The organism is Lysinibacillus sp. FSL K6-1151 (assembly GCF_038630755.1).
Classification (GTDB): Bacteria; Bacillota; Bacilli; order Bacillales_A; family Planococcaceae; genus Lysinibacillus; species Lysinibacillus fusiformis_D.
The window spans coordinates 3,150,327-3,174,188 of sequence record NZ_CP152040.1 but is presented as its reverse complement, the minus strand read 5'-3'; the positions used below and the strand labels follow the sequence as shown (position 1 = coordinate 3,174,188).

General features: G+C 38.4%; 21 protein-coding genes, 1 pseudogene, 1 riboswitch and 1 other annotated feature. Of the genes and pseudogenes, 17 read left to right on the top strand and 5 right to left on the bottom strand.

Annotation, left to right across the window (positions count from 1 at the left end; translation table 11 throughout):
* Window positions 1–68: 68 nt before the first annotated feature.
* Window positions 69–371, bottom strand: a pseudogene (locus tag MHI04_RS15305) (AAA family ATPase); the annotation flags it as partial.
* A gap of 204 nt (window positions 372–575) precedes the next feature.
* Between MHI04_RS15305 and MHI04_RS15300 the strand changes: the two are divergent.
* From MHI04_RS15300 to MHI04_RS15280, 5 genes are all read left to right on the top strand, one after another.
* On the top strand, window positions 576–995 hold the full coding sequence (locus MHI04_RS15300; protein WP_008181126.1) for an Rrf2 family transcriptional regulator: 420 nt from the start codon (window positions 576–578) through the stop codon (window positions 993–995).
* 402 nt (window positions 996–1,397) lie between these two features.
* Window positions 1,398–2,546: a cysteine desulfurase family protein gene (locus MHI04_RS15295; RefSeq protein WP_036124356.1), complete on the top strand. Its 1,149-nt coding sequence runs from the start codon at window positions 1,398–1,400 to the stop codon at window positions 2,544–2,546.
* A 76-nt stretch (window positions 2,547–2,622) separates the two neighbouring features.
* A complete protein-coding gene (gene mnmA, locus MHI04_RS15290) occupies window positions 2,623–3,747 on the top strand; it encodes a tRNA 2-thiouridine(34) synthase MnmA (RefSeq protein WP_058844058.1) in 1,125 nt (374 codons plus the stop codon).
* 74 nt (window positions 3,748–3,821) lie between these two features.
* Window positions 3,822–4,481, top strand: coding sequence for a tetratricopeptide repeat protein (locus MHI04_RS15285; RefSeq protein ID WP_058844059.1), 660 nt, complete (start codon window positions 3,822–3,824; stop codon window positions 4,479–4,481).
* A 170-nt stretch (window positions 4,482–4,651) separates the two neighbouring features.
* A complete protein-coding gene (locus MHI04_RS15280) occupies window positions 4,652–6,094 on the top strand; it encodes an MDR family MFS transporter (protein WP_342534987.1) in 1,443 nt (480 codons plus the stop codon).
* A gap of 143 nt (window positions 6,095–6,237) precedes the next feature.
* Here MHI04_RS15280 and MHI04_RS15275 read toward each other — a convergent pair whose 3' ends face one another.
* The 4 genes from MHI04_RS15275 to hisA all read right to left on the bottom strand — a co-directional run bounded on the left by MHI04_RS15275 (window position 6,238) and on the right by hisA (window position 8,998).
* On the bottom strand, window positions 6,238–6,960 hold the full coding sequence (locus MHI04_RS15275) for a GTP pyrophosphokinase family protein (protein WP_036124348.1): 723 nt from the start codon (window positions 6,958–6,960) through the stop codon (window positions 6,238–6,240).
* 16 nt (window positions 6,961–6,976) lie between these two features.
* Window positions 6,977–7,615 (bottom strand): hypothetical protein, encoded by a 639-nt coding sequence (locus MHI04_RS15270; protein ID WP_342534986.1) that lies wholly within the window; start codon window positions 7,613–7,615, stop codon window positions 6,977–6,979.
* 331 nt (window positions 7,616–7,946) lie between these two features.
* Window positions 7,947–8,234, bottom strand: a complete 288-nt coding sequence (locus tag MHI04_RS15265) for a hypothetical protein (protein WP_036124345.1) — start codon at window positions 8,232–8,234, stop codon at window positions 7,947–7,949.
* The gene (hisA, locus tag MHI04_RS15260) at window positions 8,231–8,998 is read right to left on the bottom strand and encodes a phosphoribosylformimino-5-aminoimidazole carboxamide ribotide isomerase (protein ID WP_342534985.1); all 768 of its coding nucleotides are present in this window, start codon (window positions 8,996–8,998) and stop codon (window positions 8,231–8,233) included. Before hisA ends, MHI04_RS15265 begins: the two co-directional genes overlap by 4 nt.
* A 189-nt stretch (window positions 8,999–9,187) precedes the next feature.
* Between hisA and MHI04_RS15255 the strand changes: the two genes are divergently transcribed.
* The 12 genes from MHI04_RS15255 (at window position 9,188) to MHI04_RS15200 (ending at window position 23,856) form a co-directional block, all read left to right on the top strand.
* Window positions 9,188–11,620, top strand: coding sequence for an ATP-dependent RecD-like DNA helicase (locus MHI04_RS15255; RefSeq protein WP_058844063.1), 2,433 nt, complete (start codon window positions 9,188–9,190; stop codon window positions 11,618–11,620).
* A gap of 137 nt (window positions 11,621–11,757) precedes the next feature.
* The gene (gene hpaB, locus MHI04_RS15250; RefSeq protein ID WP_036124339.1) at window positions 11,758–13,191 is read left to right on the top strand and encodes a 4-hydroxyphenylacetate 3-monooxygenase, oxygenase component; all 1,434 of its coding nucleotides are present in this window, start codon (window positions 11,758–11,760) and stop codon (window positions 13,189–13,191) included.
* A 56-nt stretch (window positions 13,192–13,247) separates the two neighbouring features.
* Window positions 13,248–13,413: riboswitch (M-box (ykoK) riboswitch) on the top strand.
* 247 nt (window positions 13,414–13,660) lie between these two features.
* The gene (locus tag MHI04_RS15245) at window positions 13,661–14,626 is read left to right on the top strand and encodes a magnesium transporter CorA family protein (protein ID WP_036124338.1); all 966 of its coding nucleotides are present in this window, start codon (window positions 13,661–13,663) and stop codon (window positions 14,624–14,626) included.
* Between the two features lie 67 nt (window positions 14,627–14,693).
* Window positions 14,694–14,911: a binding site (T-box leader), on the top strand.
* A gap of 114 nt (window positions 14,912–15,025) precedes the next feature.
* The gene (gene alaS, locus MHI04_RS15240; protein ID WP_342534984.1) at window positions 15,026–17,686 is read left to right on the top strand and encodes an alanine--tRNA ligase; all 2,661 of its coding nucleotides are present in this window, start codon (window positions 15,026–15,028) and stop codon (window positions 17,684–17,686) included.
* 156 nt (window positions 17,687–17,842) lie between these two features.
* Window positions 17,843–18,109, top strand: a complete 267-nt coding sequence (locus MHI04_RS15235; protein WP_004226839.1) for an IreB family regulatory phosphoprotein — start codon at window positions 17,843–17,845, stop codon at window positions 18,107–18,109.
* 2 nt (window positions 18,110–18,111) lie between these two features.
* Window positions 18,112–18,528 (top strand): Holliday junction resolvase RuvX, encoded by a 417-nt coding sequence (ruvX, locus tag MHI04_RS15230; protein ID WP_036124334.1) that lies wholly within the window; start codon window positions 18,112–18,114, stop codon window positions 18,526–18,528.
* A 19-nt stretch (window positions 18,529–18,547) separates the two neighbouring features.
* Complete coding sequence (locus tag MHI04_RS15225) at window positions 18,548–18,856, top strand: DUF1292 domain-containing protein (RefSeq protein WP_036124332.1); 309 nt, start codon at window positions 18,548–18,550, stop codon at window positions 18,854–18,856.
* 287 nt (window positions 18,857–19,143) lie between these two features.
* Window positions 19,144–19,671, top strand: a complete 528-nt coding sequence (locus MHI04_RS15220) for a DUF1292 domain-containing protein (protein ID WP_036124330.1) — start codon at window positions 19,144–19,146, stop codon at window positions 19,669–19,671.
* Window positions 19,672–20,481: 810 nt separating this feature from the next.
* A complete protein-coding gene (locus tag MHI04_RS15215; RefSeq protein ID WP_342534983.1) occupies window positions 20,482–21,291 on the top strand; it encodes a MetQ/NlpA family ABC transporter substrate-binding protein in 810 nt (269 codons plus the stop codon).
* A gap of 39 nt (window positions 21,292–21,330) precedes the next feature.
* Window positions 21,331–22,410 (top strand): ATP-binding cassette domain-containing protein, encoded by a 1,080-nt coding sequence (locus tag MHI04_RS15210; protein WP_036121963.1) that lies wholly within the window; start codon window positions 21,331–21,333, stop codon window positions 22,408–22,410.
* Entirely contained in the window at window positions 22,403–23,005 is a 603-nt protein-coding gene (locus tag MHI04_RS15205; RefSeq protein WP_230593802.1) for a methionine ABC transporter permease, read from the top strand. Before MHI04_RS15210 ends, MHI04_RS15205 begins: the two co-directional genes overlap by 8 nt.
* Before the next feature lie 14 nt (window positions 23,006–23,019).
* The gene (locus MHI04_RS15200; RefSeq protein WP_036121957.1) at window positions 23,020–23,856 is read left to right on the top strand and encodes a MetQ/NlpA family ABC transporter substrate-binding protein; all 837 of its coding nucleotides are present in this window, start codon (window positions 23,020–23,022) and stop codon (window positions 23,854–23,856) included.
* The last annotated feature ends 6 nt before the right edge of the window (window positions 23,857–23,862 follow it).

Genomic DNA, 23,862 nt, shown 5'->3' with positions numbered 1-23,862 from the left:
TTAATCCCAATGGTTTTAAAAGTTTTAAGAGGTGTATTCGATATTATATCTAATTTACGTTATACAAGAATTTCATCCAAAAAAAGAAGTACTTTTCCGGAGATTCTGGCTTCTTGTACAATATCCTCCACATCTTTTTTGCCAGCTCGCGTTGCATTGAGTGCAAAGAAAGGGAGCTTGGAGCTTCCTGCAATGGCATTGGCAATAGAAGTTTTACCGATTCCAGGTTCTCCGTATAGCAACATGGAAGGTACATGTTCATTTTGAATCATTTTATACAGGGCTGTATTGGGACCAATGAAATCCTGATGCCCAACTATTTCATCAAGGGTTAAAGGACGCATTCGAAAAGCGAGTGGTTCATTATGCAATTTAGTTCCCCCTTTCAGTCGTTGTCATTTTTTGCTTCGACCATGTTTATACGCTAAAATAAAGCGCTGATTGTTATTTTTGAACGATTTTGAATCGCATTTATTAGTATATCACATCCTTCTAGGTGTATTTCCGAGTTCATCAAGAGGAGATTATGATATACTGTTTGTAGTATTTTGACTAGACTAATTGAGGGTGATAAAATGAAAATTTCAACAAAGGGCCGTTACGGGCTTACGATTATGATTGAATTAGCAAAGCATTATGGTGAAGGGCCGATTCCATTGCGTAAAATTGCTGCGGAAAAGGAGCTTTCTGAAGCATATTTAGAGCAATTAGTGTCTCCGCTTCGTAATTCAGGCTTAGTAAAAAGTGTACGTGGTGCTTATGGAGGTTATATGCTAGCGAATCCACCTAGCGAAATTTCAGCAGCCCATGTTATTAGTGTGCTAGAAGGGCCTATTCAACCAGTAGAGGGTATTGAAAATGAGGAAGCGCCACAACGAGAGTTATGGCTACGTATTCGCGATGCAGTAAAAAATGTGTTAGATACAACGACAATTGAAGACCTAGCACAATATACAGAAGAAAATGTAGCGGAAGGTTACATGTTCTATATTTAAAATGTTCGAGCTAAAGTGCTACGCCCGCATCAATCTCATTCATTTTGTGAAATAGTCTTATCGCAATGGCTATTTTTACGATGAGTGATGTGGGTTTTTGCGCTTCTGATCTTGATTCAGGAGAGGACTCCACTTATGAAGGGTGAGCTGAATGCGGTGCTGATTTTTTCAGTGAGTGTTCAAACGATCACTGAATCAAGATATAGTCTCTGGCGAAAGTCACAGATTTTGAAGAGAGGTCTGCATGATGCAGGTCAGTTACCGTTGTCACAGAATGTGACGAGAGTAGGCTAACTGTTACTCATTAGTTTGAAAAGAATGGACGTATTGTTTATCTGCGCGAAAGTGAAGTGTCAGCGACAATTACGTCGAGGCGTAATTGATCAAAAAGGAGTTTTCAACATGAATTCATATATTTATCTCGATCATGCGGCTACATCTCCGATGAATGGCCAAGTAATAGAAGCGATGACGACTGCTATGCAGCAGGTTTTTGGCAACGCATCAAGTATTCATGGCGCAGGTCGAGAAGCACGAAAATATTTAGACAATGCACGTGAGTTATTAGCGAAATCCATCGGTGCCCAAGCAGGGGAAATTATTTTCACAAGCGGCGGCACGGAAGCTGATAATACAGCCATTTTAGGCACTGTCTATGCCCGTGCGAACGAAGGGAAACACATCATTACAACACAAGTAGAGCATCATGCGGTGTTACATACTTGTGAAAAACTTGAACGCGATGGCTTTGAGGTGACCTATTTACCAGTAGATCAATTGGGACGTGTAGCGGTTGAGGATGTTCAAGAAGCCCTTCGCGAAGATACTATTTTAGTGACGATTATGTATGGTAATAATGAAGTAGGTACAATTCAGCCTATTGCTGAAATTGGTGAGCTATTGCGTGAGCATCATGCCACATTCCATACAGATGCAGTTCAAGCTTACGGCTTGGAGAAAATAGATGTAAACCAATTACAGGTGGATTTATTGAGTGTATCTGCACATAAAATCAATGGTCCTAAAGGTGTTGGATTCCTTTACCAAAAGACAGGAACACCGTTAGCGAGCTTTGCTCTTGGGGGCGCACAAGAGAAAAAACGTCGCGCAGGTACTGAAAATATTCCAGCCATTATTGGTTTTGCGACTGCTGTGCAAGTTGCAAATAAGTTGCGTGAAGAAAAGCGTTCACTATACAATCACTTTAAGCAAATTATGCTCGAAGTTTTTACACAGGAAAAGCTAGCGTTCCATGTGAATGGTGAAGAAAAGCATTCATTGCCTCATGTACTAAATATTAGCTTTAAAGGGATGGAAGTAGAATCGTTTCTAGTGAATCTTGATATGGCAGGTATTTGTGTATCAAGTGGTTCAGCATGTACCGCTGGTTCGATTGATCCATCGCATGTGTTAGTAGCGATGTTCGGGCAAGGAGCAGAGGAATTACGAAACTCCATCCGATTTAGCTTTGGGCAAGATTTAACGGAAAACGATATACGCGATGCAGCGGAAAAAACAGCTCAAATTGTGAAAAAACTAGCTACCAAATAATTTGCGCAATACGACGTTATGTTTCTATAACTTTTGAAGCATCAACTGTAATTAGATAAAAGAAAAGGTGACCACAATGAAAGAAACACGTGACCCCTCACAAATTCGCGTTGTCGTCGGCATGTCAGGTGGGGTAGATTCATCGGTGGCTGCATACTTGTTAAAACAACAAGGGTATGAAGTAATCGGGATCTTCATGAAAAACTGGGATGATACGGATGAAAACGGTGTTTGTACAGCGACTGAAGATTATGATGATGTGATTAAAGTGTGCAATCAAATCGGTATCCCATACTATGCTGTCAATTTCGAGAAACAATATTGGGATAAAGTTTTCACATACTTTTTAGAAGAATATAAAGCAGGGCGTACACCAAACCCTGACGTGATGTGCAATAAAGAAATTAAATTTAAAGCATTTTTGGAGCATGCCATGAACCTAGGCGCCGATTACTTAGCGACAGGACACTATGCACGTATTGATCGAAGTGTTGATGGTGAAGTGAAAATGTTACGTGGCGTTGATGATAACAAAGATCAAACATACTTTTTAAATCAACTATCACAGGAGCAATTAGCCCATGTGATGTTCCCAATTGGCGATATTGAGAAGAAAGAAGTGCGTAAAATTGCAGAGGAAGCTGGACTTGCCACTGCCAAGAAAAAGGATTCAACAGGTATTTGTTTTATCGGAGAACGTAACTTCAAGGAGTTTTTAAGTCAATATTTACCAGCTCAACCTGGCAAAATGGAAACAATGGATGGCGTTGTAATGGGACAACATGATGGTTTAATGTACTATACACTTGGGCAACGACATGGTCTTGGTATTGGTGGAGACGGTGAGCCTTGGTTTGTGCTAGGGAAAGATTTAGAGCGTAATGTGTTGCTTGTTGGACAAGGCTTTGACAATGAGTTTTCATACTCTACATCATTGACTGCTGTGAAAATGAACTATACTTCGACAAAAAAATTGCCTGGGAAATTTTCTTGCACAGCGAAATTCCGCTATCGTCAAACAGATACACCAGTAGAAGTTGAAATTTTACCAGATGGTCGTGCACACATTACATTTGCAGAGCCTGTACGTGCGATTACACCAGGTCAAGCCGTAGTGCTGTACAATGGTGATGAATGTATGGGTGGCGGTACGATTGACGAAGTCTTTAAAAGTAATGAAAAACTAACATATGTTGGATAACTTGCGTTAAGACTGCTCTTACTGCCTCTCGGCTTTCTAGAAGCAGTCTTTCGCTACATAGAGGTGAAGAACGAATGAATTATAATGAACAGGGCATTCAAGCATTTCAAGAAAAACGTTATGAGGATGCTGCCCAACTATTTACAAAAGCAATTGAAGCAGAGCCCGAAAATGCCATTGGTTATGTGAATTTCGGCAATTTGTTAGCTGTGTTAGAGGATACAGAACGTGCAGAACGTTTCTTCCAAAAGGCGATTACTGTAGATGAAACTGCAGCGACAGCTTATTACGGTTTAGCCAATTTATATTATAATGCGGAACGCTATGCGGAAGCTGCAAAACTGTATGAACAAGCACTTAAACATCAGATTGAAGGGGCAGATGTTTATTATATGATGGGGAAATGCTTTGAGCGTATGGAGAACTCAAAACTGGCATTGCCCTATTTACAACGTGCCGTAGAAATTGCGCCAGAAGATACACAAATTCGTTTAACCTATGCGATTGTGCTATGTGCGCTAGAAATGTTTGAGGAAGGGAAGAGGGAACTGGATCTCTTAATCGAGCAGGATTGGAATAATGCAGATGCACATTATAATTTAGGCGTGCTCTATGCCGTTTCCACAGAACAAACGGAAGATGCAATGTATCATTTGAAACAAGCCTTTACATTACAACCTGAATATGACCAAGCACGATATATATATGATATGATTGCCCAACGATTTAACTGATAGGTGATTAGCAGCAAGTGTCAATTGATGAACTTGCTGCTTTTTTCTATCAAAATGCAAAGCAATCTATAAATATCATTTATTATTTTTCAGCAAATGAATTCCTTCCTCTTTTATTTTTCGTTCAAACTTGGTAATGTTTGTTATGCAGGAAAGGAAAAGGTGACAGGATGAATAAAGTATTTATTGCACTATTACTTGTAACAGCACTTGCCGCAATTGAAGGAACAATTGTAAGTACGGCTATTCCAAGTATTACAGCTGATTTATTAGGCGTAGACTTAATTAGCTGGATTTATTCCGCTTATTTACTAGCTTCTGCTATTGCTGCGATTATTTTTGGCAAGCTAGCTGATTTATTTGGACGCAAGCGGATGATTATTACAGGGATTATTATTTTTTTAGTAGGCTCGATGTTATGTGGTTTAGCCCAATCGATGGAGCAATTAATTGTCTTTCGTGCAATCCAAGGTATTGGTGCAGGTTCAATTTTACCCATCACATTAACAATGGTTGGGGAGCTGTATAAGACTGAAAAAGCGCGTGCCAAAGGACAAAGCTATTTAAGTATGGTATGGGGCGTGTCTGGCGTAGTTGGTCCATTATTTGGAGGTTTTATTGTAGACCAAGTGTCATGGCACTTTATTTTTTTCATTAATGTACCATTTGGTTTAGCATCTATTTATTTAATTGCGAAACATTATAAAGAGCAAATAGAAGCGGTGAAGCGTAAAATTGACTACCTAGGTGCTGTACTATTTACAATTGGCATGGTGGCGTTGTTATTTGTGATTATCGAAAACAGTAAAACGCAGGCTTGGTTATCAGGTCAATCATTGCTAATGTATCTAATTGCGGTTGTCTTCCTTAGTATTTTTATTTGGGTGGAATTACGAGCTGAAGAGCCAATTATTCCGTTAGCACTGTTTAAAAATGGGCGACTAATGGTCATAAATGCCTTAACATTAAGCGGGATGTCTATTGTGATTGGTGTAACGGTTTATATTCCGATATTTGCCCAAAGTGTTCTTGGTAAAAATGCAACACAAGCAGGCTTATTATTAACACCGATGTCTATTTTCTGGACGGTAAACTCCATTATGGCAGGTTATTTAATCGGGCGTTTAACGAATAAAAGAATTATTCAAATGGGGACAATTTTACTGGTTACGGGTACTCTATTACTGGCAAGACTATCTTCAGGTTCTAGCGATTTCAATGCTTATTTCGCTTCATCATTAGTTGGTCTAGGAATGGGCTTTATCATGCCAATGTTGATGATTTCCATTCAAAAGGTGGCAAATCCGAAGCAGCTTGGCATCTCAATTGGTTTAAACTCCTTTACAAATACATTTAGTCAAGCGATTGGGGCAGCACTATTTGGGATGATTTTTAACTTAGCAACGAGTGAAAAAATGGCTTCATTAGGAAAAGGTGAAATTCAATTAAATGGTGAATTTGCAAGAGGTGGCTTTAGTCTAGAAGAAGTAAGCTTTTTAAAAGAAACTATTGCGAATGGCGTAAGCTATGTTTATGTCGCTACCTTTGTTTTTGCCATTTGTGCCCTTATTTTCTCCTTCTTTGTAGCGACGAAATCCAAGGAGCAGGCATAATCATTACAAAGCTTTAAAACTGTAAAAATCCACCTCACTCTCTGTGAAAAAGAACATTGGACAATTGGGTCTTTTGCTTTTCTCACCGAAAGCTAGGTGGATTTTTATGTTCATTTAGTTTTGGTCATAATGACAACGGAGTGTCATTGATTGTTAGGTAGTTCTGTTAAGTATTTCGCTAAATGTGAAATAGGGGTACTGTCTAGTAATGATGGCTCTGCTTCATTTTCTTTTAAAATATTGATCTCTTTATTCAAACGCTCCATTTTTCGATCTAATTCGGCTGCTTGTAGTGCGGCTTCTTTTAATTCAATACGAATATGCTCGGGTACATCTTTGTTATACTTATAATAAATTTTGTGCTCCAAGCTTGCCCAAAAATCCATTGCTATTGTACGAATTTGGATCTCTGTGTAAACCTTTTCCATATGGTCTGACATAAAGATAGGAATTTTAATAATGAGATGTAAGCTTTGGTAGCCATTTTCTTTTGGATAAGCAATATAATCCTTCACTTCAACAACCTCAATGTCATGCTGTGCCTGTAACATGGCACTAACCTTGTAAATATCTTCCACGAAAGAGCAGGTGATGCGAGCGCCTGCTATATCACGAATATTTTCACGAACAGCCTCCATGGATGGGGGAAGCTCTTTTTTCATCATCTTCGCTAAAATACTTTTCGGTGATTTTACACGAGTGGAAATATGCTCAATTGGATTGTATTCATGAATCAACTTAAATTCTTCTTGCAATATATTTATTTTCGTTTCTACTTCCTGTAGAGCAAATTTGTAGGCTAAAAAGAAACGTGTTAATTCTGTTTGGAATGTTTTTAAAGAGTTTACCTCTAGTCCAGTTTTCATAGTTTGTAAATCCTTTCTAGTTGGTTTGTGCCATTTTTATTTTCTGTGTGGCTGTCATCGCAATGAGATAGCCAATAATGGGTGAAATTCCATAGCCCATAATAGGCATTGGAAAATGGCCAAAGAAAGTGACAAGAATTGTCATCAAGAAATAGAGTCCTAATATATCTTTTTTCCATGTGATAAAGAATGGATAGACTAACAATAGAAGGGCTCCAACTCCTAAAATAAGTAACATACTTCCCATATCTGCTACTAAAAATATTATTTGCTCTACATATGGTACAGGAGCTAAATGATCGATGTAAATCCAGGGTGTAAAGACATATAGGGTTAGTATGATTAGCGTAATATACTGCCATTTAGGGTTTTCTATAGCTCGCCATAAAATAATGGTGGAGGCACAAGCAAAAGCAGTAATTTGCCCTGCATCTGGTTGCAATAGTAAAATACCACCTATGAGAATCATGAATCCTATAACATATGGTAAATAATTACTTTTTGATAGCCTCCACAAATAAACAATGAGCATAGGTAAAATAATACTGGCCATATAAAAATTGAATGGACCCAAAGTTACCCATCGGTGGACACCCTCTAAGCCATTAAACCAAAAGGGCAGAATAAGTAAAATAGTTAAAATAGATGTGACCAAAAGAGGGTTCTTATGTAGTTCTATTAGGGGTGTTTTATTTAAAATGACATAGCAAAAACAAACGCCTAACATCCAGATGAATATATTTTGTATCTAAATACTTATGTCTACACCGTAGAAGATCATAGCGATCGTTCCTATAAGAAGTGCGGGAAGCATAAAAAAATAAGGTAGTATATGTTTAATATGGAGTTTAGTCATGTGACCCCCTTATACGTAATGCTATACAATATATAACTCATATGACAAACAAAAGGTTTCAGAAATTGTTGAAAGGAATAGAGGAGACGGAGGTGAGAAAATGAAAAAAAGGAGCTAGTGCCCCTTCGGTTTAAGTAATAATTTCAGCATTTAAGTTATAGCGCTTATTAAACTCATCGACAAAAACCTGTAAATCAATATATGTTCCGATATACGGTTCTGTTTCTTGATCGCGTAACAAGCCACAAGTTGCCTTCAATGATTTTGAAAACTCTAGTAACATTTGTTCGTTGTCCAGTTGCACGTGAATCGCAAGAGAATGATCTTTTTTATTTACTTTAAAATATTTACCATCTATGATTCTCTCTAAATTTGTTTCTTGAAATGGAAAAACATAATCTTTATAAATTAGCTTCACAAGATCCCACCTCTTTCACAATAGTTTACTACATCTGTATAAGGTAACTTCCCACCAAAAATAGAGAGGGCACTGCCAATGGTTACATGCAATTTTCCGTTGGCTAATTGATTAAATTTTTCTAAATCCTCCAGCGAACGAACACCACCTGCATAGGTAGTAGGAATAGAAGTCCAGGCAGCCAAATCCCTTACTAGGCTTTCCTGCATTCCCTCCTTTTTTCCTTCAACATCGACGGCATGAATTAAAAGTTCATCACAAAAATCTTCTAGATAGGCAATAGATGCTGCATTGACTTCGAAGTGACTATATGTAGTCCATTTATCTGTCATGACAAACCACTTTCCATCACGCATCTTGCAGCTAAGATCAATGACTAGACGTTCTTTACCTATCAGTTGGTTTAAACGCTTTAAACGTGCTAGGTCTAGCTGTCCATCATGAAAAATATAGGATGTCACGATAATATGCGAAGCGCCTGCTTCAATACATTTTTGTGCATTATCAGCCGTGATGCCGCCACCAATTTGTAAGCCCTGAGGATAGGCTGCTAAAGCGGCTAAGGCGGCTTCTTCATTCCCAGAACCAAGCATGATAACATGTCCACCTGTTAGGCGATCTTTTGCAAACATTTGTGCATAGTAGCTAGCGTCATGTGTAGAAATAAAATTTTCTACGACAGCTTGATTTGCATAACCCAAAGTACTTCCTACAATTTGTTTTACTTTGCCATCATGTAAATCGATGCAAGGTCTAAATTCCACTAACTTCACAATCCTTCCGTGCGACTAATTCTTATTTATCATAGCATGGAATAAGAGATAAAGGCAGAGAATTGTCATTTGTCGCAATAATGTAAAAATAAAGTAGAGAATACATTTTTATCTACGATATTTTGATGAGGCTATGGTAAAATAAAAAGATTGAAGACAATAAGAAAGGACGGACCGAACATGACCGATCATCTAGATTTATTTGAACTCAATAAATTCTTTATACTCGGACGTCCAATCGTCTCTATCTTTCATAATGCACAAAATATGTATTCGATTGTACGTGTGAAAATACAAGAGACGAACTTACAATATGAAGATAAAGAAATTATCGTTGTTGGTTATTTTCCACCATTACAAATGGATGAACAATATCGTTTTACGGGTATCTTAAAACAGCATCCTAAATATGGTGCTCAATTTCAAATCGAGACATTTACGAAAGAGGTTCCTGCAACTGAGCAAGGGATTATTCATTATTTATCTAGTGACTTATTTGTAGGAATTGGGAAAAAAACGGCTGAAACGATTGTAGAAAAACTAGGGGCTAATGCTCTTCGTGTTATTTTAGAAGATCCTAGTGCACTTGACGCCGTTCCACGCTTATCCACTGAAAAAAAAGAAGTTATTCATCGCACCATCGAACAAAATCTAGGCCTAGAACGTGTGATGATTCAACTGAATGAGTGGGGCTTTGGTCCACAGCTCGGTATGAAAATCTATCAAACCTATCGAACTGAAGCCATAGAATTACTAACTGAAAATCCATATCGCTTGATCGAAGATGTTGAAGGCGTTGGTTTCTTTCGGGCTGACGAATTAGGGGCTAAACTAGGAATTACTGGTAAACATCCTGATCGTGTCAAAGCAGCGATATTTCATGTGTTAAATACAGCTGCTTTATCAGATGGACACGTCTATTTAGATGCGGAGCATGTCCTACCGCTTGTAAAGGATATGCTTCAACAAAGTCAGCGGCAGGAGATCCCGTTTGAGGACATTTCTAAAGCCTGTATTGAGCTACGTGAAGAAGGTAAAATTTGTGGTGAAGAAACTAGATTATATTTACCATCCCTTTATTTTTCTGAAGTAGGGATTGCCTCTAAAATCGTATCGCTCATTGAGCGAAATAATAAGGCTGAGCATTTTAGTAAGGACGAAATTAGAAAAGCCATTGGAGAAACAGAGGAGCTACTCAATGTCACCTACGCTGAGACACAAGCAAATGCTATTGAACAGGCTTTAAATTCAGCCGTCATGATTTTGACAGGTGGACCGGGTACTGGGAAAACAACGGTTGTACGTGGAGTGGTTGAAGTTTATGCAAAGCTACATGGTTTATCATTAAATCCAAAAGAATATGCTCAAAAAGAAGAACCATTTCCTATCATCCTTTGTGCACCAACTGGACGTGCTGCCAAGCGGTTAGCTGAATCAACTGAGCTTCCTGCAATGACCATTCATCGTCTACTTGGCTTTACAGGGCAAGAAAAAGAGGAAGAAACAGAGCGTGAGGTAACAGGAAAGCTCATCATTGTGGATGAAATGTCTATGGTGGATACATGGCTTGCCCATCAGTTATTAAAAGCTTTACATGAAGATGTCCAGGTTGTTTTTGTAGGGGACCAGGACCAGCTTCCACCAGTAGGGCCAGGACAGGTGTTAAAGGATTTATTAGCATCAAAGCAGCTGCCAACTGTTGAACTAACAGATGTTTACCGACAAGCAGAGGGCTCTACAATTATTGAGCTTGCCCATCAAATTAAAAAGGGAACGATTCCAAATGATTTAACAGCTAAAACATCTGATCGTTCGTTTATAAAGGCTTCAGCCGATCAAGTTGCCAATGTTGTCACGCAGGTTGTCAAAAGTGCAGTAGCCAAAGGACAGGAAATTCGCAATATCCAGGTGCTAGCACCCATGTATAAAGGTACGGCTGGTATTGATAATTTAAATAAAATGATTCAAGAGCTCATTAATCCAAATGATACGGGAACAAGAAAAGAGCTGGTCTTTGGTGATGTGACTTATCGCATAAAAGATAAAGTACTTCAGCTGGTCAATCAACCTGAGAGCAATGTTTTTAACGGGGATATGGGCGAGGTCATCAGTATTATTAAAGCAAAAGAAACGATCGAAAAACAGGACTTACTGATCGTATCCTTTGATGGTATCGAGGTAACCTATCAACGCAGTGATTTGAACCAATTGACACTAGCCTATTGCTGCTCTATTCATAAATCTCAAGGCTCTGAGTTTCAAACAGTTATTATGCCAGTTGTCAGAGGATATTCAAAAATGCTACGGCGTAATCTCTTATACACAGGGATTACTCGTGCTAAAAACTTTTTGATTTTATGTGGTGAACCTGATGTACTTGCAGATGGCTTACAGCGTACAGATGACCTACAGCGTTTCACTTCTTTACGTGCAAGACTTAATCCGATGGATATCAATGAAGAAATTGTGGAAGTGGAGGCTATGTCAATAGAGGAGCAGGAGTTGAACAATCCTGTCTCCATAGCACAAAAGCTAACAGTAGAAACAGCACCATATATTCATCCAATGATTGGGATGAATGATATCTCCCCTTATGATTTTTTAAATGACTAAAATAATTACTATGTGCTGTATATGCCCGATTAGACTGTCTAGTCGGGCTTTTCTATTTAGCCCATCGTCACCTAATATTTGGACATTTCATATACTATGTGAGTACAAAAACATAGGGAATGTATAGGGGTGACAGCATGCCAATAATGACAGGGCAACAGTATATTGAACGTATAGATGCTTTAAAAACGTATATTTCGATTGATGGGGAAGTCGTGACAGGAAAGGTGTCAGAACATCCTGCATTTAAGGGAATTATGCAGAGTCAAGCAAAACTTTTTGACTTACAACATCAAGGGGCTCTTCTTGAAAAAATGACCTATGAATCGCCAACTAGCAAGCAGAGAGTTGGCATGTCTTTTCTTCAAGTAATGACGCCAGAAGATCTTGTGAAAAGGCGCCATGCGGCAAGGGAATGGGCATTATCTTCCCATGGTTTTATGGGGAGAAGCCCAGATTATATGAATACGACCTTAATGGCCTTAGCTTCAGCGTCAGACTTTTTAAAAGATAAGCCAAATTGTTTTCCAGAGCATTTACTGAAGTTTTATGAGTATGCTCGTGAGAATGATATTACTATGACCCATACCTTTATCGAACCACAGGTAAACCGTAAGCGCTATTACTATGAGGATGAAGAAGTGACGATTGCTGCCAAAATTATTGACAAGACGAGTGAAGGTTTAATCATTAAAGGGGCGAGATTACTAGCAACACAGGGCGGCATAACGGATGAACTGCTCGTTTTATCAACAAATGGTTATGATGAAGGAAAAGGTTTCGGCTTTTCGATACCGAGTAATACAAAGGGCTTAAAGTTTTTATGTCGCCAATCTTTTGTAGGTGGAGATTCCTCATTTGATTATCCATTAAGCTCTCGTTTTGAAGAAATGGATGCGATTGTTGTTTTTGATGATGTAGTTGTCCCTTGGGAACGGGTTTTTTATTACGAAAATGTAGATGTTGCCAATCAATTTATGAATGTTAGTGGCTTCCAAGCATACAGTTTACATCAAGTACTTTCTCGGCAAATTGCGAAGACTGAATTTGTATTAGGTGTTGTGCAGTCGATTGTGGACACCATTAATATCGGTGATTATCAACATGTACAACAAAAAGTAGTGGATGTAATTGTGACACTAGAAACGATGAAGGCAATGCTCGTAAAATCAGAAATAGATGCACAGCGAGATATGTTCGGCTTTCTTCGACCAGACCTCTCAACTTTGCAAGTAGCCATTCAAATTTTCCCGAGAGTATATCCGACTTTTACGGAAATCATCCAACAACTTGGGGCAAGCGGCTTAATGTCCATACCAAGTGCCAAAGCATTTGCAGCAGATGAAGGAGATCTTGATCACTATTTGCAATCATTCCAAGATAAAGGCGAAGAGCGAGTGAAAAAATTTCGTTTAGCTTGGGATTTAACAATGAGTAGTTTTGGCACAAGGCAAACACTGTATGAACGCTTTTTCTTTGGTGATCCAGTGCGTTTATCTAGCCTGCTCTATCAATCGTATAAACGGGACCAATTCGTGCAAAGAGTAGAAGACTTTTTGAAAAATGAATGATTTACAGTTTGACAGTTTGAATTCAATCGGCTATGATTTATAGGAATAAAAGAATAACATCCCTTCGTTAGGTGAGGCTCCTATGCTGGAGATACGCTACTACCCAAAAATGTCGAGAGACGCCAATGGGTCAACAGAAATCATCGAAATAAGGTGTTTTTTAACGTAGCTGGACATATTCCTATGCCGCATAGTGCTAAAACTCAACGTTTGAAGGTAACACGCATGCAACGATTTTTTATTGCTCTTTTTTGATATGTGTATTCAACACGCCTTCATTCGTAGAAGGCGTGTTTTTGTTATGAAAGGAAGGTGATGAGAAATGGATAGTAGTCCTGAACCGAATAAGTATCATTCTAGGCAAACGGAAACAAATAAAAGGCATCCATTTCGGATCACCAACGCAGACAAAAGGCGATAAAGGATGACCTTTTGTTTCCCTCAATAACAAAACATGAGGTGAAGTGCAATGATTAAAATCCACTATTTTAATAGCAGCAACAAGACAGTCCAACATGATTTCAACATGAAGGATTTACAACTACCTATTCATAATGAAGATTTATTATGGGTAGATTTATATGCGTATAGTTATAATGAATTGAATAATATAGCAGATGTATTTGGCTTTCATCCATTAGCAGTTGAAGATTGCTTACATGAAGGCTCCCGTCCGAAAATGGACAATTATGGCGATTATAAATTTTTTGTTTTCCATGCACCCATTTATAATGAAAAAAGTAATAATGAAATTACAACCGTTGAGCTCAATATTTTTATGGGTCCAAACTATGTTGTCACTGTACACAAACGGAAATTGCAATGGCTAGGTCACATGGAAAATGTTTGTGTTAATCGTTCCGAATATATGGAAAAGGGTACTGATTTTTTATTGCATACTATTATAGATGGCATTACAGATGAATATTTTCCAGTATTAGAGCGAATTCGAACTCGCATAGATGAACTAGAAGAAGAAATTTATGAGTATCAACCTAAAGTAGTGACTGAGGAATTTCTTGCACTAAAGCGGGCCATTATTTTAATTCGCCAGGCCATCATGCCGCAAAGAAGAATTTTTTCAACAATCAATGGTCAGTGGAAATTTGAGATACAGGAAGAAAATATCCCATTCTATAAAGATTTAAATGACCATCTAGAACGTATTGTTGACTCTACAGAGACATACCGCGATTTAGTTAACAGTACGCTCGACACATATTTTTCAATTAATAGTGGTAAATCCATTGAAAAGCTGAATTTACTAACAGTTATTTCTACAATAATGTTACCATTATCTGTGATCACTAGCTTTTTTGGTATGAATGTGCCGTTACCTTATCAGGATTCACCTATTGCAACGATTGCAATCAGTGCTTTTCTAGTGCTCTTTACTTGGGGTATGTGGGTATATTTTAAAAAAATGATTGCTTAGATAGCATTAGTCATAGTAGTACTAATTGACAGCACAATAGATTTTTTTTATAATTTCGTTAGAAAAAGTAAAAACGATGATGGAAAAAGTACGTATTTGTGCGTGTACAAGAAAGGGATTTCTAGGCTGGAAAAATCCTCACGACAGCAAATGCCGAAAGCTACTCCAGAGTGCAGCTAATCCCTGCCGTTCACTGACGTTACAAGTGCTAAAGAGGTAAGTAAGCATTTTTTACTTACAACTAGGGTGGTACCGCGAGACAAATGACAAGTCCTCGTCCCTTTTTTGGGGATGAGGGCTTTTTTTATTTTCTTCGATAGTACTCTCCAAAGTGTAATTCATGTAGATCGCAGGATTCTTATCGTGATTTTACAATATAAAATAGGAGGAATTTATCCAATGAAAGCAGTAGATATTCGCCGTATGTATTTGGAATTTTTTAAAGAAAAGGGACATCATCATGAGCCATCAGCGCCACTTGTGCCAATAAATGACCCATCACTACTATGGATTAACTCAGGTGTTGCCACTCTTAAACCATATTTTGATGGTCGTGTTATTCCTGACAATCCACGTATTACGAATGCACAAAAATCGATTCGTACCAATGATATTGAGAACGTTGGGAAAACAGCTCGTCACCATACATTCTTTGAAATGTTAGGAAACTTCTCCATTGGTGACTACTTCAAAAAAGAAGCAATCCATTATGCTTGGGAGTTTTTAACGGATAAAAAATGGATGGGCTTTGATCCAGCGTTATTATCTATCACAATTCACCCTGAAGATCAGGAAGCATATGATGTTTGGCATCAAGAAATCGGTATTCCTGAAGAGCGTTTAATCCGTTTAGAAGGAAACTTCTGGGATATTGGAGAAGGTCCATCTGGTCCTAACTCAGAGATTTTTTATGATCGTGGTGTAGAATATGGCTCAGATGAAAATGATCCTGAAATGTATCCAGGTGGGGAGAACGAACGTTATCTCGAAATTTGGAACCTTGTGTTCTCGCAATTCAACCATAATCCTGATGGTACATACACACCCCTACCAAAGCAAAATATTGATACAGGTATGGGCTTAGAGCGTATTGTATCTGTTGTTCAAAATGTACCAACAAACTTCGATACAGATTTATTCATGCCAATCATTGAAAAAATCGAGGAATTTGCCAACCGTAAATATAAGCGTCCTAGCGAAGTAGATTTAAATGAAATTTTCGGCTCAGAAGAGGATATTAATACACCGTTTAAAGTTATTGCAGACCATATTCGTACAGTAGCTTTTGCCATTGGCGATGGTGCTCTTCCTTCAAACGAAGGACGTGGTTATGTATTGCGTCGTTTATTACGCCGTGCTGTTCGTTATGCTAAACAAATTGGCATTGAGAAGCCATTTATGTTTGAACTGGTACCAACTGTAGGGAAAATCATGGAAGACTTCTATCCAGAAGTAACGGAGAAATGTGAATTTATTCAACGTGTCATTAAAAATGAAGAAATTCGTTTCCATGAAACATTGGACGGTGGTTTAGCAATCTTTAATGCAGTAGTGGAATCGCAAAAAACAGCTGGCCACGATTATATTCCTGGTGCAGATGCCTTCCGTTTATACGATACGTATGGCTTCCCAATCGAATTAACAGAGGAATATGCAGAAGAAGTGGGCATGAAGGTTGATCATGAGGGCTTCGAGGCAGCGATGGAAGAACAGCGGGAACGTGCTCGTGCAGCTCGTCAAGATGTTGATTCTATGCAAGTACAAAATGAAGTATTAGCAAACTTAACAGTTGCAAGTGAATTTGTTGGCTATGATACGTTAACGGTTTCTACTGAAATCGCTGCAATGATCGTCAATGGTCAAGTAGCAAAAGTTGCTTCTGAAGGACAAGAAGCATTCGTTATTTTAGCGAAGACACCATTCTATGCAGAAATGGGTGGTCAAATTGCTGATAGCGGTACTATTTCAAATGATCGTTTTACGGCTATCGTAAAAGATGTTCAAAAAGCACCGAATGGTCAACCGCTTCATACAGTAGTAGTTGAATCTGGTGAAATGCATGTAGAAGATGCAGTGCAAGCAGTGGTCAATCGTGATGACCGTAACTTAATTATTAAAAACCATACAGCGACACATATTATGCAACGTGCATTAAAAGATGTGCTAGGTGATCATGTTAATCAAGCTGGTTCATATGTAGGTCCTGACCGATTACGTTTTGACTTCTCTCATTTTGGTCAAGTTACAAAAGAAGAATTACAGCAAATCGAGCGTATTGTAAATGAGAAAGTGTGGGATGATATAGAGGTCGTTATTGAAGAAAAAGGCATTGACGAAGCGAAAGCGATGGGTGCAATGGCATTGTTCGGTGAAAAATATGGCGATGTAGTTCGTGTCGTCTCAATCGGAGATTATTCGATTGAGCTATGTGGTGGTATCCATGTCAAACGTTCTTCTGAAATTGGCTTCTTCAAAATTGTTTCAGAAGGTGGTATTGGTGCAGGTACTCGCCGTATTGAAGCTGTGACAGGTAAGGTTGCCTATGAAGCAGTAAAAGAGGAAGAAGCTTTATTAAATGAGGCAGCAGCATTATTAAAAGCAAACCCTAAAGATATCGTGACAAAAGTGCAGGCATTGCAGGCTGACTATAAAGAGTTACAACGAGAAAATGAAGCCTTATCCCAAAAAATCGCAAATGCACAGGCAGGAGCTATCGTTGATGCAGCACAAACAATTGGCGATGTGACAGTTCTATCGACAAAAGTAGAGGCGAAGGATAATAATCAACTGCGTCAAATGATGGACGACTTAAAAGTGAAAATGCCAAAAGCAGTTATTGTTCTTGGAGCGGTTGATGGCGAAAAAGTTATGTTATGCGCTGGGGTTTCCAAAGAATTAGTTGGTGGTAATTACCATGCGGGGAATATTGTGAAAATGGTTGCAGAAGCTTGTGGCGGTAAAGGTGGCGGTCGCCCAGATATGGCGATGGCAGGTGCAAAGGATGCCTCAAAACTTGATGAAGCACTAGTTTCTGTGTATGATTATATTAAATCCATTTAACTTCTTTCAACGAAAAGAAGTGAAAGCCTCTGGCTGATTTCGAACGTAATTATGCCGAGGTATAATTGATAATACGCCAAAACATGTTATAATAAAGAGAAATTGGAGATGAGCTTGTCTGCACATCTCCTTATTTCTGAAAGCGAGGTGCTGGTCATGAGTTCATTTGATCAAACGATGAAATTTAATTTTCCAGAAGAATCAATGGAACAGGAAGTCAAGCAAGTAATGTTGAAAGTACATTCTTCATTAGAGGAAAAGGGATATAACCCTATCAATCAGATTGTTGGTTACTTACTTTCTGGTGATCCGGCGTATATTCCTCGCCATCAGGATGCTCGTAATTTAATTCGCAAGCTTGAGCGTGACGAAATTCTAGAGGAGCTTGTTAAATTTTATATTAAAAAGAATAACGAGGACTAGAAATGAGAATTATGGGATTAGACGTTGGGTCGAAAACTGTTGGGGTTGCTGTTAGTGATGCACTCGGGTGGACTGCCCAAGGTATTGAAACCGTAAAAATTGATGAGGCTAACGGAGAGTTCGGTATTGACCGCATCGCCGAGCTAGTAAAGGAATATGCTATAACAGAATTTGTTGTAGGATATCCGAAAAACATGAATAATACGGTAGGACCGCGTGGAGAAGCATCTGAGGACTATAAAAAGTTGTTGGAAGAAACATTTTCACTACCGGTTAAGTTATGGGATGAACGTTTAACGACGATGGCTGCAGAACGTATGCTAATCGAAGCGGACGTGAGTCGCAAAAAGCGCAAGCAGGTCATTGATAAAATGGCGGCTGTGATGATTTTACAAGGCTACTTAGATAGCAAAAATTAATTGATGAGGTGACTTAGGCATGACACACGAGCATAACCATGAAGAAGAACTACATGTTCAACACATTACAGTGATTGACGAAAACGGAAACGAGCAGCTTTGTGAAGTGATTCACGTTCATGAATCTCCAGAGTTTGGCAAATCATATGTGTTTTACTCAATGGTAGGCGCAGAAGAAGATGAAGATGGCTCAGTTGAAATCTTCGTATCTTCATTTGTACCATCTGAAAATGGTGAAGATGGTGAATTAACACCAATCGAAACTGAAGCAGAGTGGGATATGGTAGAGGACGTTTTAAATGCTTTAGAGGATGAAAACGAAGAATAATCTTCTAACTCAAAGCTTGGAACAAGGATCGCAGCTTGCATTCCTTGTTCCTTTTTTATTGAGCCTCTGTCTAGTAGTTGAATTGTGGAGATACATGTGGGTTTCGCTCAAGAGTGTTGTAAAATCGTTCGTAAAGTGAGAGAAACCGCTCAAAAGTAGGGTGACAGCACTCATCAAATGACTGGAACTACTCAAGAGCCCGCTAATAAAATACTCAACAATAATAGCGTGGGGGTAAATAAAATCCACTTAATAAATGACAGCAAAGGTATAAAGGAGGAACCCAAATGAATGAAGAAACACAAGAATTTACGATAATAGTCGAAGGTGGCAAAGAGCAAAAATGCCGTGTGGTCTTTACATTTGATGCAGAGGACAAGTCTTATGTGTTATTTTCACTTGTAGATGACAAGGGGCAAGAAATCCCGGGGGATATTTCAGCGATGACCTTTGATTATGATGACAATACGGGTGAAATGGCCAATTTACAGCCAGTTGAAACGGATGCCGAATGGGAAATGATTAATGAGGTAGTGTTGACACTTCTTGATGAATTCGATGCAGAGCCCCAGCTTATTACTGTGACCAATGAAGATGGAACAGATCAAATTTGTGAGGTTATTCATACTTTTTCATCTGAGCAATTTGGTAAATCGTATGTTTTATATGTTCCAGCGACGGATGAACCTATGGAAGAACGTGATATTTTTGCAGCTCAATATTTGTCTGGAAATGACGGTTCTATAGAAGAATTATTACCAATTGAAACGGATGAAGAATGGGCCTTTGTTGAGGATGTATTAAACGAATTGTAAAAACTGTGAGTGGTTGTTAGCCACTCACAGTTTTTTATGTTGTTGAAAAAAGGTGATGTCAATAGCAGAAAAAGAACCTTTAGCAAGGCGAGGGGTTGATTTCCGTTCCACCAGCGTCCTTTCCAGGGGGTGTCCGATGAGCCACTTCACTTACTGCGTTCGCTCCAGGGTCTCCTCTGTGACGCTAAATCCACTCCAATCAACCATTCTGCAAAAGTGTCTTTTCCTGAACAAAATAGCCCATTATTTATATTATAAGAGAGAATAGCCTCTTACTTTCAATGTGGAGAAGTGATGTGTGACAACACCCCTCCATAAAGAGTAGTAAAGACCTTTGCTAAAAAAGGCAATATTTTTGTGGGTTGGAGTGGAAGGCTACTTGACTCCCGTGGGATAGCGAGACAGGCGAGCCTCTAAACGGAGCGGTAGCAGAGGAAGCGGCTCGGCGCTCGCCCACAGGAAAGCAAGTAGCCTGCAACGGAAATCCTTTTTTACCTTTCGCAAAAATGCTGTGAATCGTTTTGTTTTTCAATACTATGAAACCTCTGAGTGGTTGTTAGCCACTCAGAGGTTTTTGTTTTATTAATAGAAATTTTCTATCAAGGGTCTAAAAATATTCTATCTGCAAATGGAATTTTTGCATTTTCGATTAAATTTAATGAATTTTCGAGAAAAAATATGCATTTTAACTTTAAATTTTCTGAATTTTTTAATAAATGGAACAAAAGGAGCATTGACCAATTCTTAGTAAATAGATAAGATTTGTTTTAAATTAAACCAAGTAAATTTATTAACTAAGGAGGTAATGTGATGAGACTAGGTTGGAAATGGCTTATCGGTGCATTGGTAATAGGCTTGTTGGCTGGTTGCACAAACAAAGAAGAGGCTACTAAAGAGGAGATTGTAACATTAAAAGTAGGGGCAGCCAATGTTCCTCATGCGGAAGTATTGGAGTATTTAGCAAAAGATATTGAAAAAGATGGAGTGAAACTAGACATTACCATTATAAAAGATGCTGTGCAAGCGAACCAACAAACGGCAGATGGTGAGTTGGATTTTAACTATTTTCAACATGTCCCTTTTTTAGAACAGTCGAATAAAGAAAGTCATTTAGATTTAGTCAGTGTAAAAGGAATTCATATTGAGCCATTTGGTGTGTACTCAAAAAAAATAAAAAAAATTAGTGATTTGCCACAAAATGCAAAGGTTGCTGTACCTAATGATGTTGTCAATTTCTCAAGAGCGTTACTACTGTTTCAAAATAATGGTTTGATTGAATTAGATAAAACGAAGAAAGGTGATTATACAGTCGAAGATATTGCGAAAAATGAGAAGAATATTCAATTTATAGGTGTTGATTCTCCACTACTTGTTCGTTCATTAGATGATGTAGAAGCAGCTGCTATCAATACAAATTACGCATTAGAAGGGGGCTATAATCCTGTGAAGGATGCACTGATTATAGAAGATTCAGAATCACCTTATGTCAATATAATAGCCTCGACAAATGAAAAAAAGGATGATCCAGCTATACAAACAATTGTTAAGTGGTTAACAAGTGAAAAGGCACGTTCGTTCTTTGAAGATCAATATAAAGGTGCTGTTGTCCCAGCATTTTAAAGCTGTGCAATCACATAAATGCTAAGGAGGTAGACGTGCATGATTGAGTTTATTGAGACAACAAAAGAATTCCAGGTCGGTACTTCGACTGTAACGGCTCTAAATAAAATCAATTTAACAATTCAGAGGGGGGATATTTTTGGTGTTATCGGTTTTAGTGGTGCTGGTAAGAGCACACTGATTCGGACAGTAAATTTACTGGAGGAGCCAACATCTGGGCAAGTACTTGTGAATGGCAAAGAATTAACCACGCTCACTAAAAGGCAGCTTCGAGAGGAGAAGAAAAATATCGGCATGATTTTTCAACACTTTAATCTCCTGCATTCTAAAACAGTATTTGAAAATGTAGCAATGCCTTTAATCATAAGTGGAGTAAAAAAATCAAATTTGGAAGGTCAAGTAAAAGAGGTTTTAGCATTTGTTGGTTTAGCAGACAAAACGGATCGCTATATTGATGAGCTATCAGGCGGGCAAAAACAAAGAGTCGGCATTGCAAGAGCATTAGTGACAAAACCAACTATCCTTTTATGCGATGAAGCAACTTCGGCTCTCGACCCACAAACGACCAAATCGATTTTAGCCTTACTGAAGAAGGTCAATATCGAGTACGGTATTACAATTTTAATGATTACTCATGAAATGGAGGTTATTCGGGATATTTGTAATCGTGTCGCTGTCATGGAAAATGGAAGAATTATTGAAACAGGCAATGTACTTGAAATTTTCTCCTCACCAAGAGAAGAGACAACTAAAAATTTTGTCCAATCGGTTGTTCGTGATGAAGTTCCACCTTCTGTTTATGAGCAGCTAAAAAGTATAGATGCTTCTAAAAAAATTTACAATTTAAAATTCATAGGAGTAGACGTTGGGCAGCCGATTGTCTCACAGGTGGCGAAAAAGTTTGCTGTAGATGTCAATGTTTTATTCGGCAATATCACAGAATTACAAGGAATTCCATTCGGCCATTTAATCGTGGAGCTCGTTGGTTCTGAAAAAGATATACAAAAAGCATTTCTTTTTATTCAGGCTAAAAATATTCAAATAGAGGAGGTTGTTGCACGTGAAAGTGAGTACACAAATCATTATCGACGCGGTTCTAGATACGTTGTACATGGTTAGCATTTCCTTATTTTTTGGCGCTATTTTAGGCTTTATTTTAGGGGTAATCTTAGTTGTGACGAGAAAAGGGCATATTCTTGAAAATAAATTAATCTTCTCGGTTGTCAATCCGATCGTCAATACATTGCGCTCCATTCCATTCATTATTTTACTTGTTGCAATTATTCCATTCACAAGATTACTCGTTGGCACTGCCATTGGTACGACTGCTGCCATTGTGCCGCTAATCTTGCATATTGGACCATATATTTCAAGATTAATAGAAAATTCATTATTAGAGGTGGATGAAGGCATCATTGAAGCAGCCAAAGCAATGGGAGCCTCTCCATTTCAGATTATTCGAAAATTTTTGTTACCTGAAGCCTTCCCATCGTTAATCTTAAGTGTCACAACTGCAACGATTGGGCTTGTTGGTGCGACGGCCATGGCTGGAGCTGTTGGAGGTGGTGGTTTAGGTGATGTTGCCATTACTTACGGATATCAACGCTTTGATAATACAACGATTTTGGTTACAGTAGTCATTTTAGTTGTACTTGTGCAAATTATTCAAAGCATTGGCAACAGTCTTGAACGAAAAATACGTAGGGTGTCTTAGGGGAGAATGTGAGCATGAAAAAACTGAAATATTTAATAGGGCTTTTTACATTACTATTGTTACTAATGGCATGTGCAGAGGCGGATGAAAAAGATACTGTGAAAGTGGGTATCCGTAGCTCGGAATTGAAAACATGGGCGTATATAAAAGAACAGGCTAGTGAGGAAGGTATTAACTTGGAATTAGTAACATTCTCTGCTCAATATGACCCAAATCAAGCATTGGCAGAGGGAGAAGTAGATATTAATGCTTTTCAACATGTTGCATATTTAAATTTATTTAATACGAACAATAACTCGGATTTACAGGCAATTGGCACAACAATAATGGCACCAATTGGCTTATATTCAAACAAATATAAATCGCTAGATGATATAAAAGAAGGTGCAAAAATTGCTGTACCAAATGATCCTTCCAACTGGGGTAGAGCTTTGCTACTGCTTCAGGAGCATGGACTACTAACAGTAACGGATGATTTTGATGGTAACGGTGGAGAAGACCGTATTAAGGATAATCCCAAAAACTTAATCATTTTGCCTGTTGATGGTGCAACAACGCCACGTGTGATGGAGGATGCTGATTTTGCCATTATTAATAATGGAGTTGCTGTAGAAGCTGGTCTTTTATTGAAGGATGCCATCATTCACGAAAGTGAAACAGCTAAGCCATTTATTAATGTTATCGTGGCAAAGGCAGAAGACAAAAATAATGACATATTGAAGAAAATCGTGGAAATTTATCAGCGAGATGAAACGGGGAAGTTTATTAAAGAAGTGTCAAATGGTAACTATATTCCAGTGGAGCTACCACTGGATGAATTAGCAACATGGAAAGATTTCTATTCATATTAGGAAGGG

Bases quoted from the DNA above. Each gene is read 5' to 3' on its own strand.
- alaS (WP_342534984.1), top strand. From the start codon at position 15,026: ATGAAAGCAGTAGATATTCGCCGTATGTATTTGGAATTTTTTAAAGAA.
- MHI04_RS15295 (WP_036124356.1), top strand. From the start codon at position 1,398: ATGAATTCATATATTTATCTCGATCATGCGGCTACATCTCCGATGAAT.
- MHI04_RS15255 (WP_058844063.1), top strand. From the start codon at position 9,188: ATGACCGATCATCTAGATTTATTTGAACTCAATAAATTCTTTATACTC.
- MHI04_RS15280 (WP_342534987.1), top strand. From the start codon at position 4,652: ATGAATAAAGTATTTATTGCACTATTACTTGTAACAGCACTTGCCGCA.
- MHI04_RS15205 (WP_230593802.1), top strand. From the start codon at position 22,403: ATGGTTAGCATTTCCTTATTTTTTGGCGCTATTTTAGGCTTTATTTTA.
- MHI04_RS15285 (WP_058844059.1), top strand. From the start codon at position 3,822: ATGAATTATAATGAACAGGGCATTCAAGCATTTCAAGAAAAACGTTAT.
- MHI04_RS15210 (WP_036121963.1), top strand. From the start codon at position 21,331: ATGATTGAGTTTATTGAGACAACAAAAGAATTCCAGGTCGGTACTTCG.
- MHI04_RS15275 (WP_036124348.1), bottom strand. From the start codon at position 6,960: ATGAAAACTGGACTAGAGGTAAACTCTTTAAAAACATTCCAAACAGAA.
- MHI04_RS15200 (WP_036121957.1), top strand. From the start codon at position 23,020: ATGAAAAAACTGAAATATTTAATAGGGCTTTTTACATTACTATTGTTA.
- hpaB (WP_036124339.1), top strand. From the start codon at position 11,758: ATGCCAATAATGACAGGGCAACAGTATATTGAACGTATAGATGCTTTA.
- MHI04_RS15225 (WP_036124332.1), top strand. From the start codon at position 18,548: ATGACACACGAGCATAACCATGAAGAAGAACTACATGTTCAACACATT.
- ruvX (WP_036124334.1), top strand. From the start codon at position 18,112: ATGAGAATTATGGGATTAGACGTTGGGTCGAAAACTGTTGGGGTTGCT.
- MHI04_RS15235 (WP_004226839.1), top strand. From the start codon at position 17,843: ATGAGTTCATTTGATCAAACGATGAAATTTAATTTTCCAGAAGAATCA.
- MHI04_RS15245 (WP_036124338.1), top strand. From the start codon at position 13,661: ATGATTAAAATCCACTATTTTAATAGCAGCAACAAGACAGTCCAACAT.
- MHI04_RS15300 (WP_008181126.1), top strand. From the start codon at position 576: ATGAAAATTTCAACAAAGGGCCGTTACGGGCTTACGATTATGATTGAA.
- MHI04_RS15220 (WP_036124330.1), top strand. From the start codon at position 19,144: ATGAATGAAGAAACACAAGAATTTACGATAATAGTCGAAGGTGGCAAA.
- MHI04_RS15215 (WP_342534983.1), top strand. From the start codon at position 20,482: ATGAGACTAGGTTGGAAATGGCTTATCGGTGCATTGGTAATAGGCTTG.
- mnmA (WP_058844058.1), top strand. From the start codon at position 2,623: ATGAAAGAAACACGTGACCCCTCACAAATTCGCGTTGTCGTCGGCATG.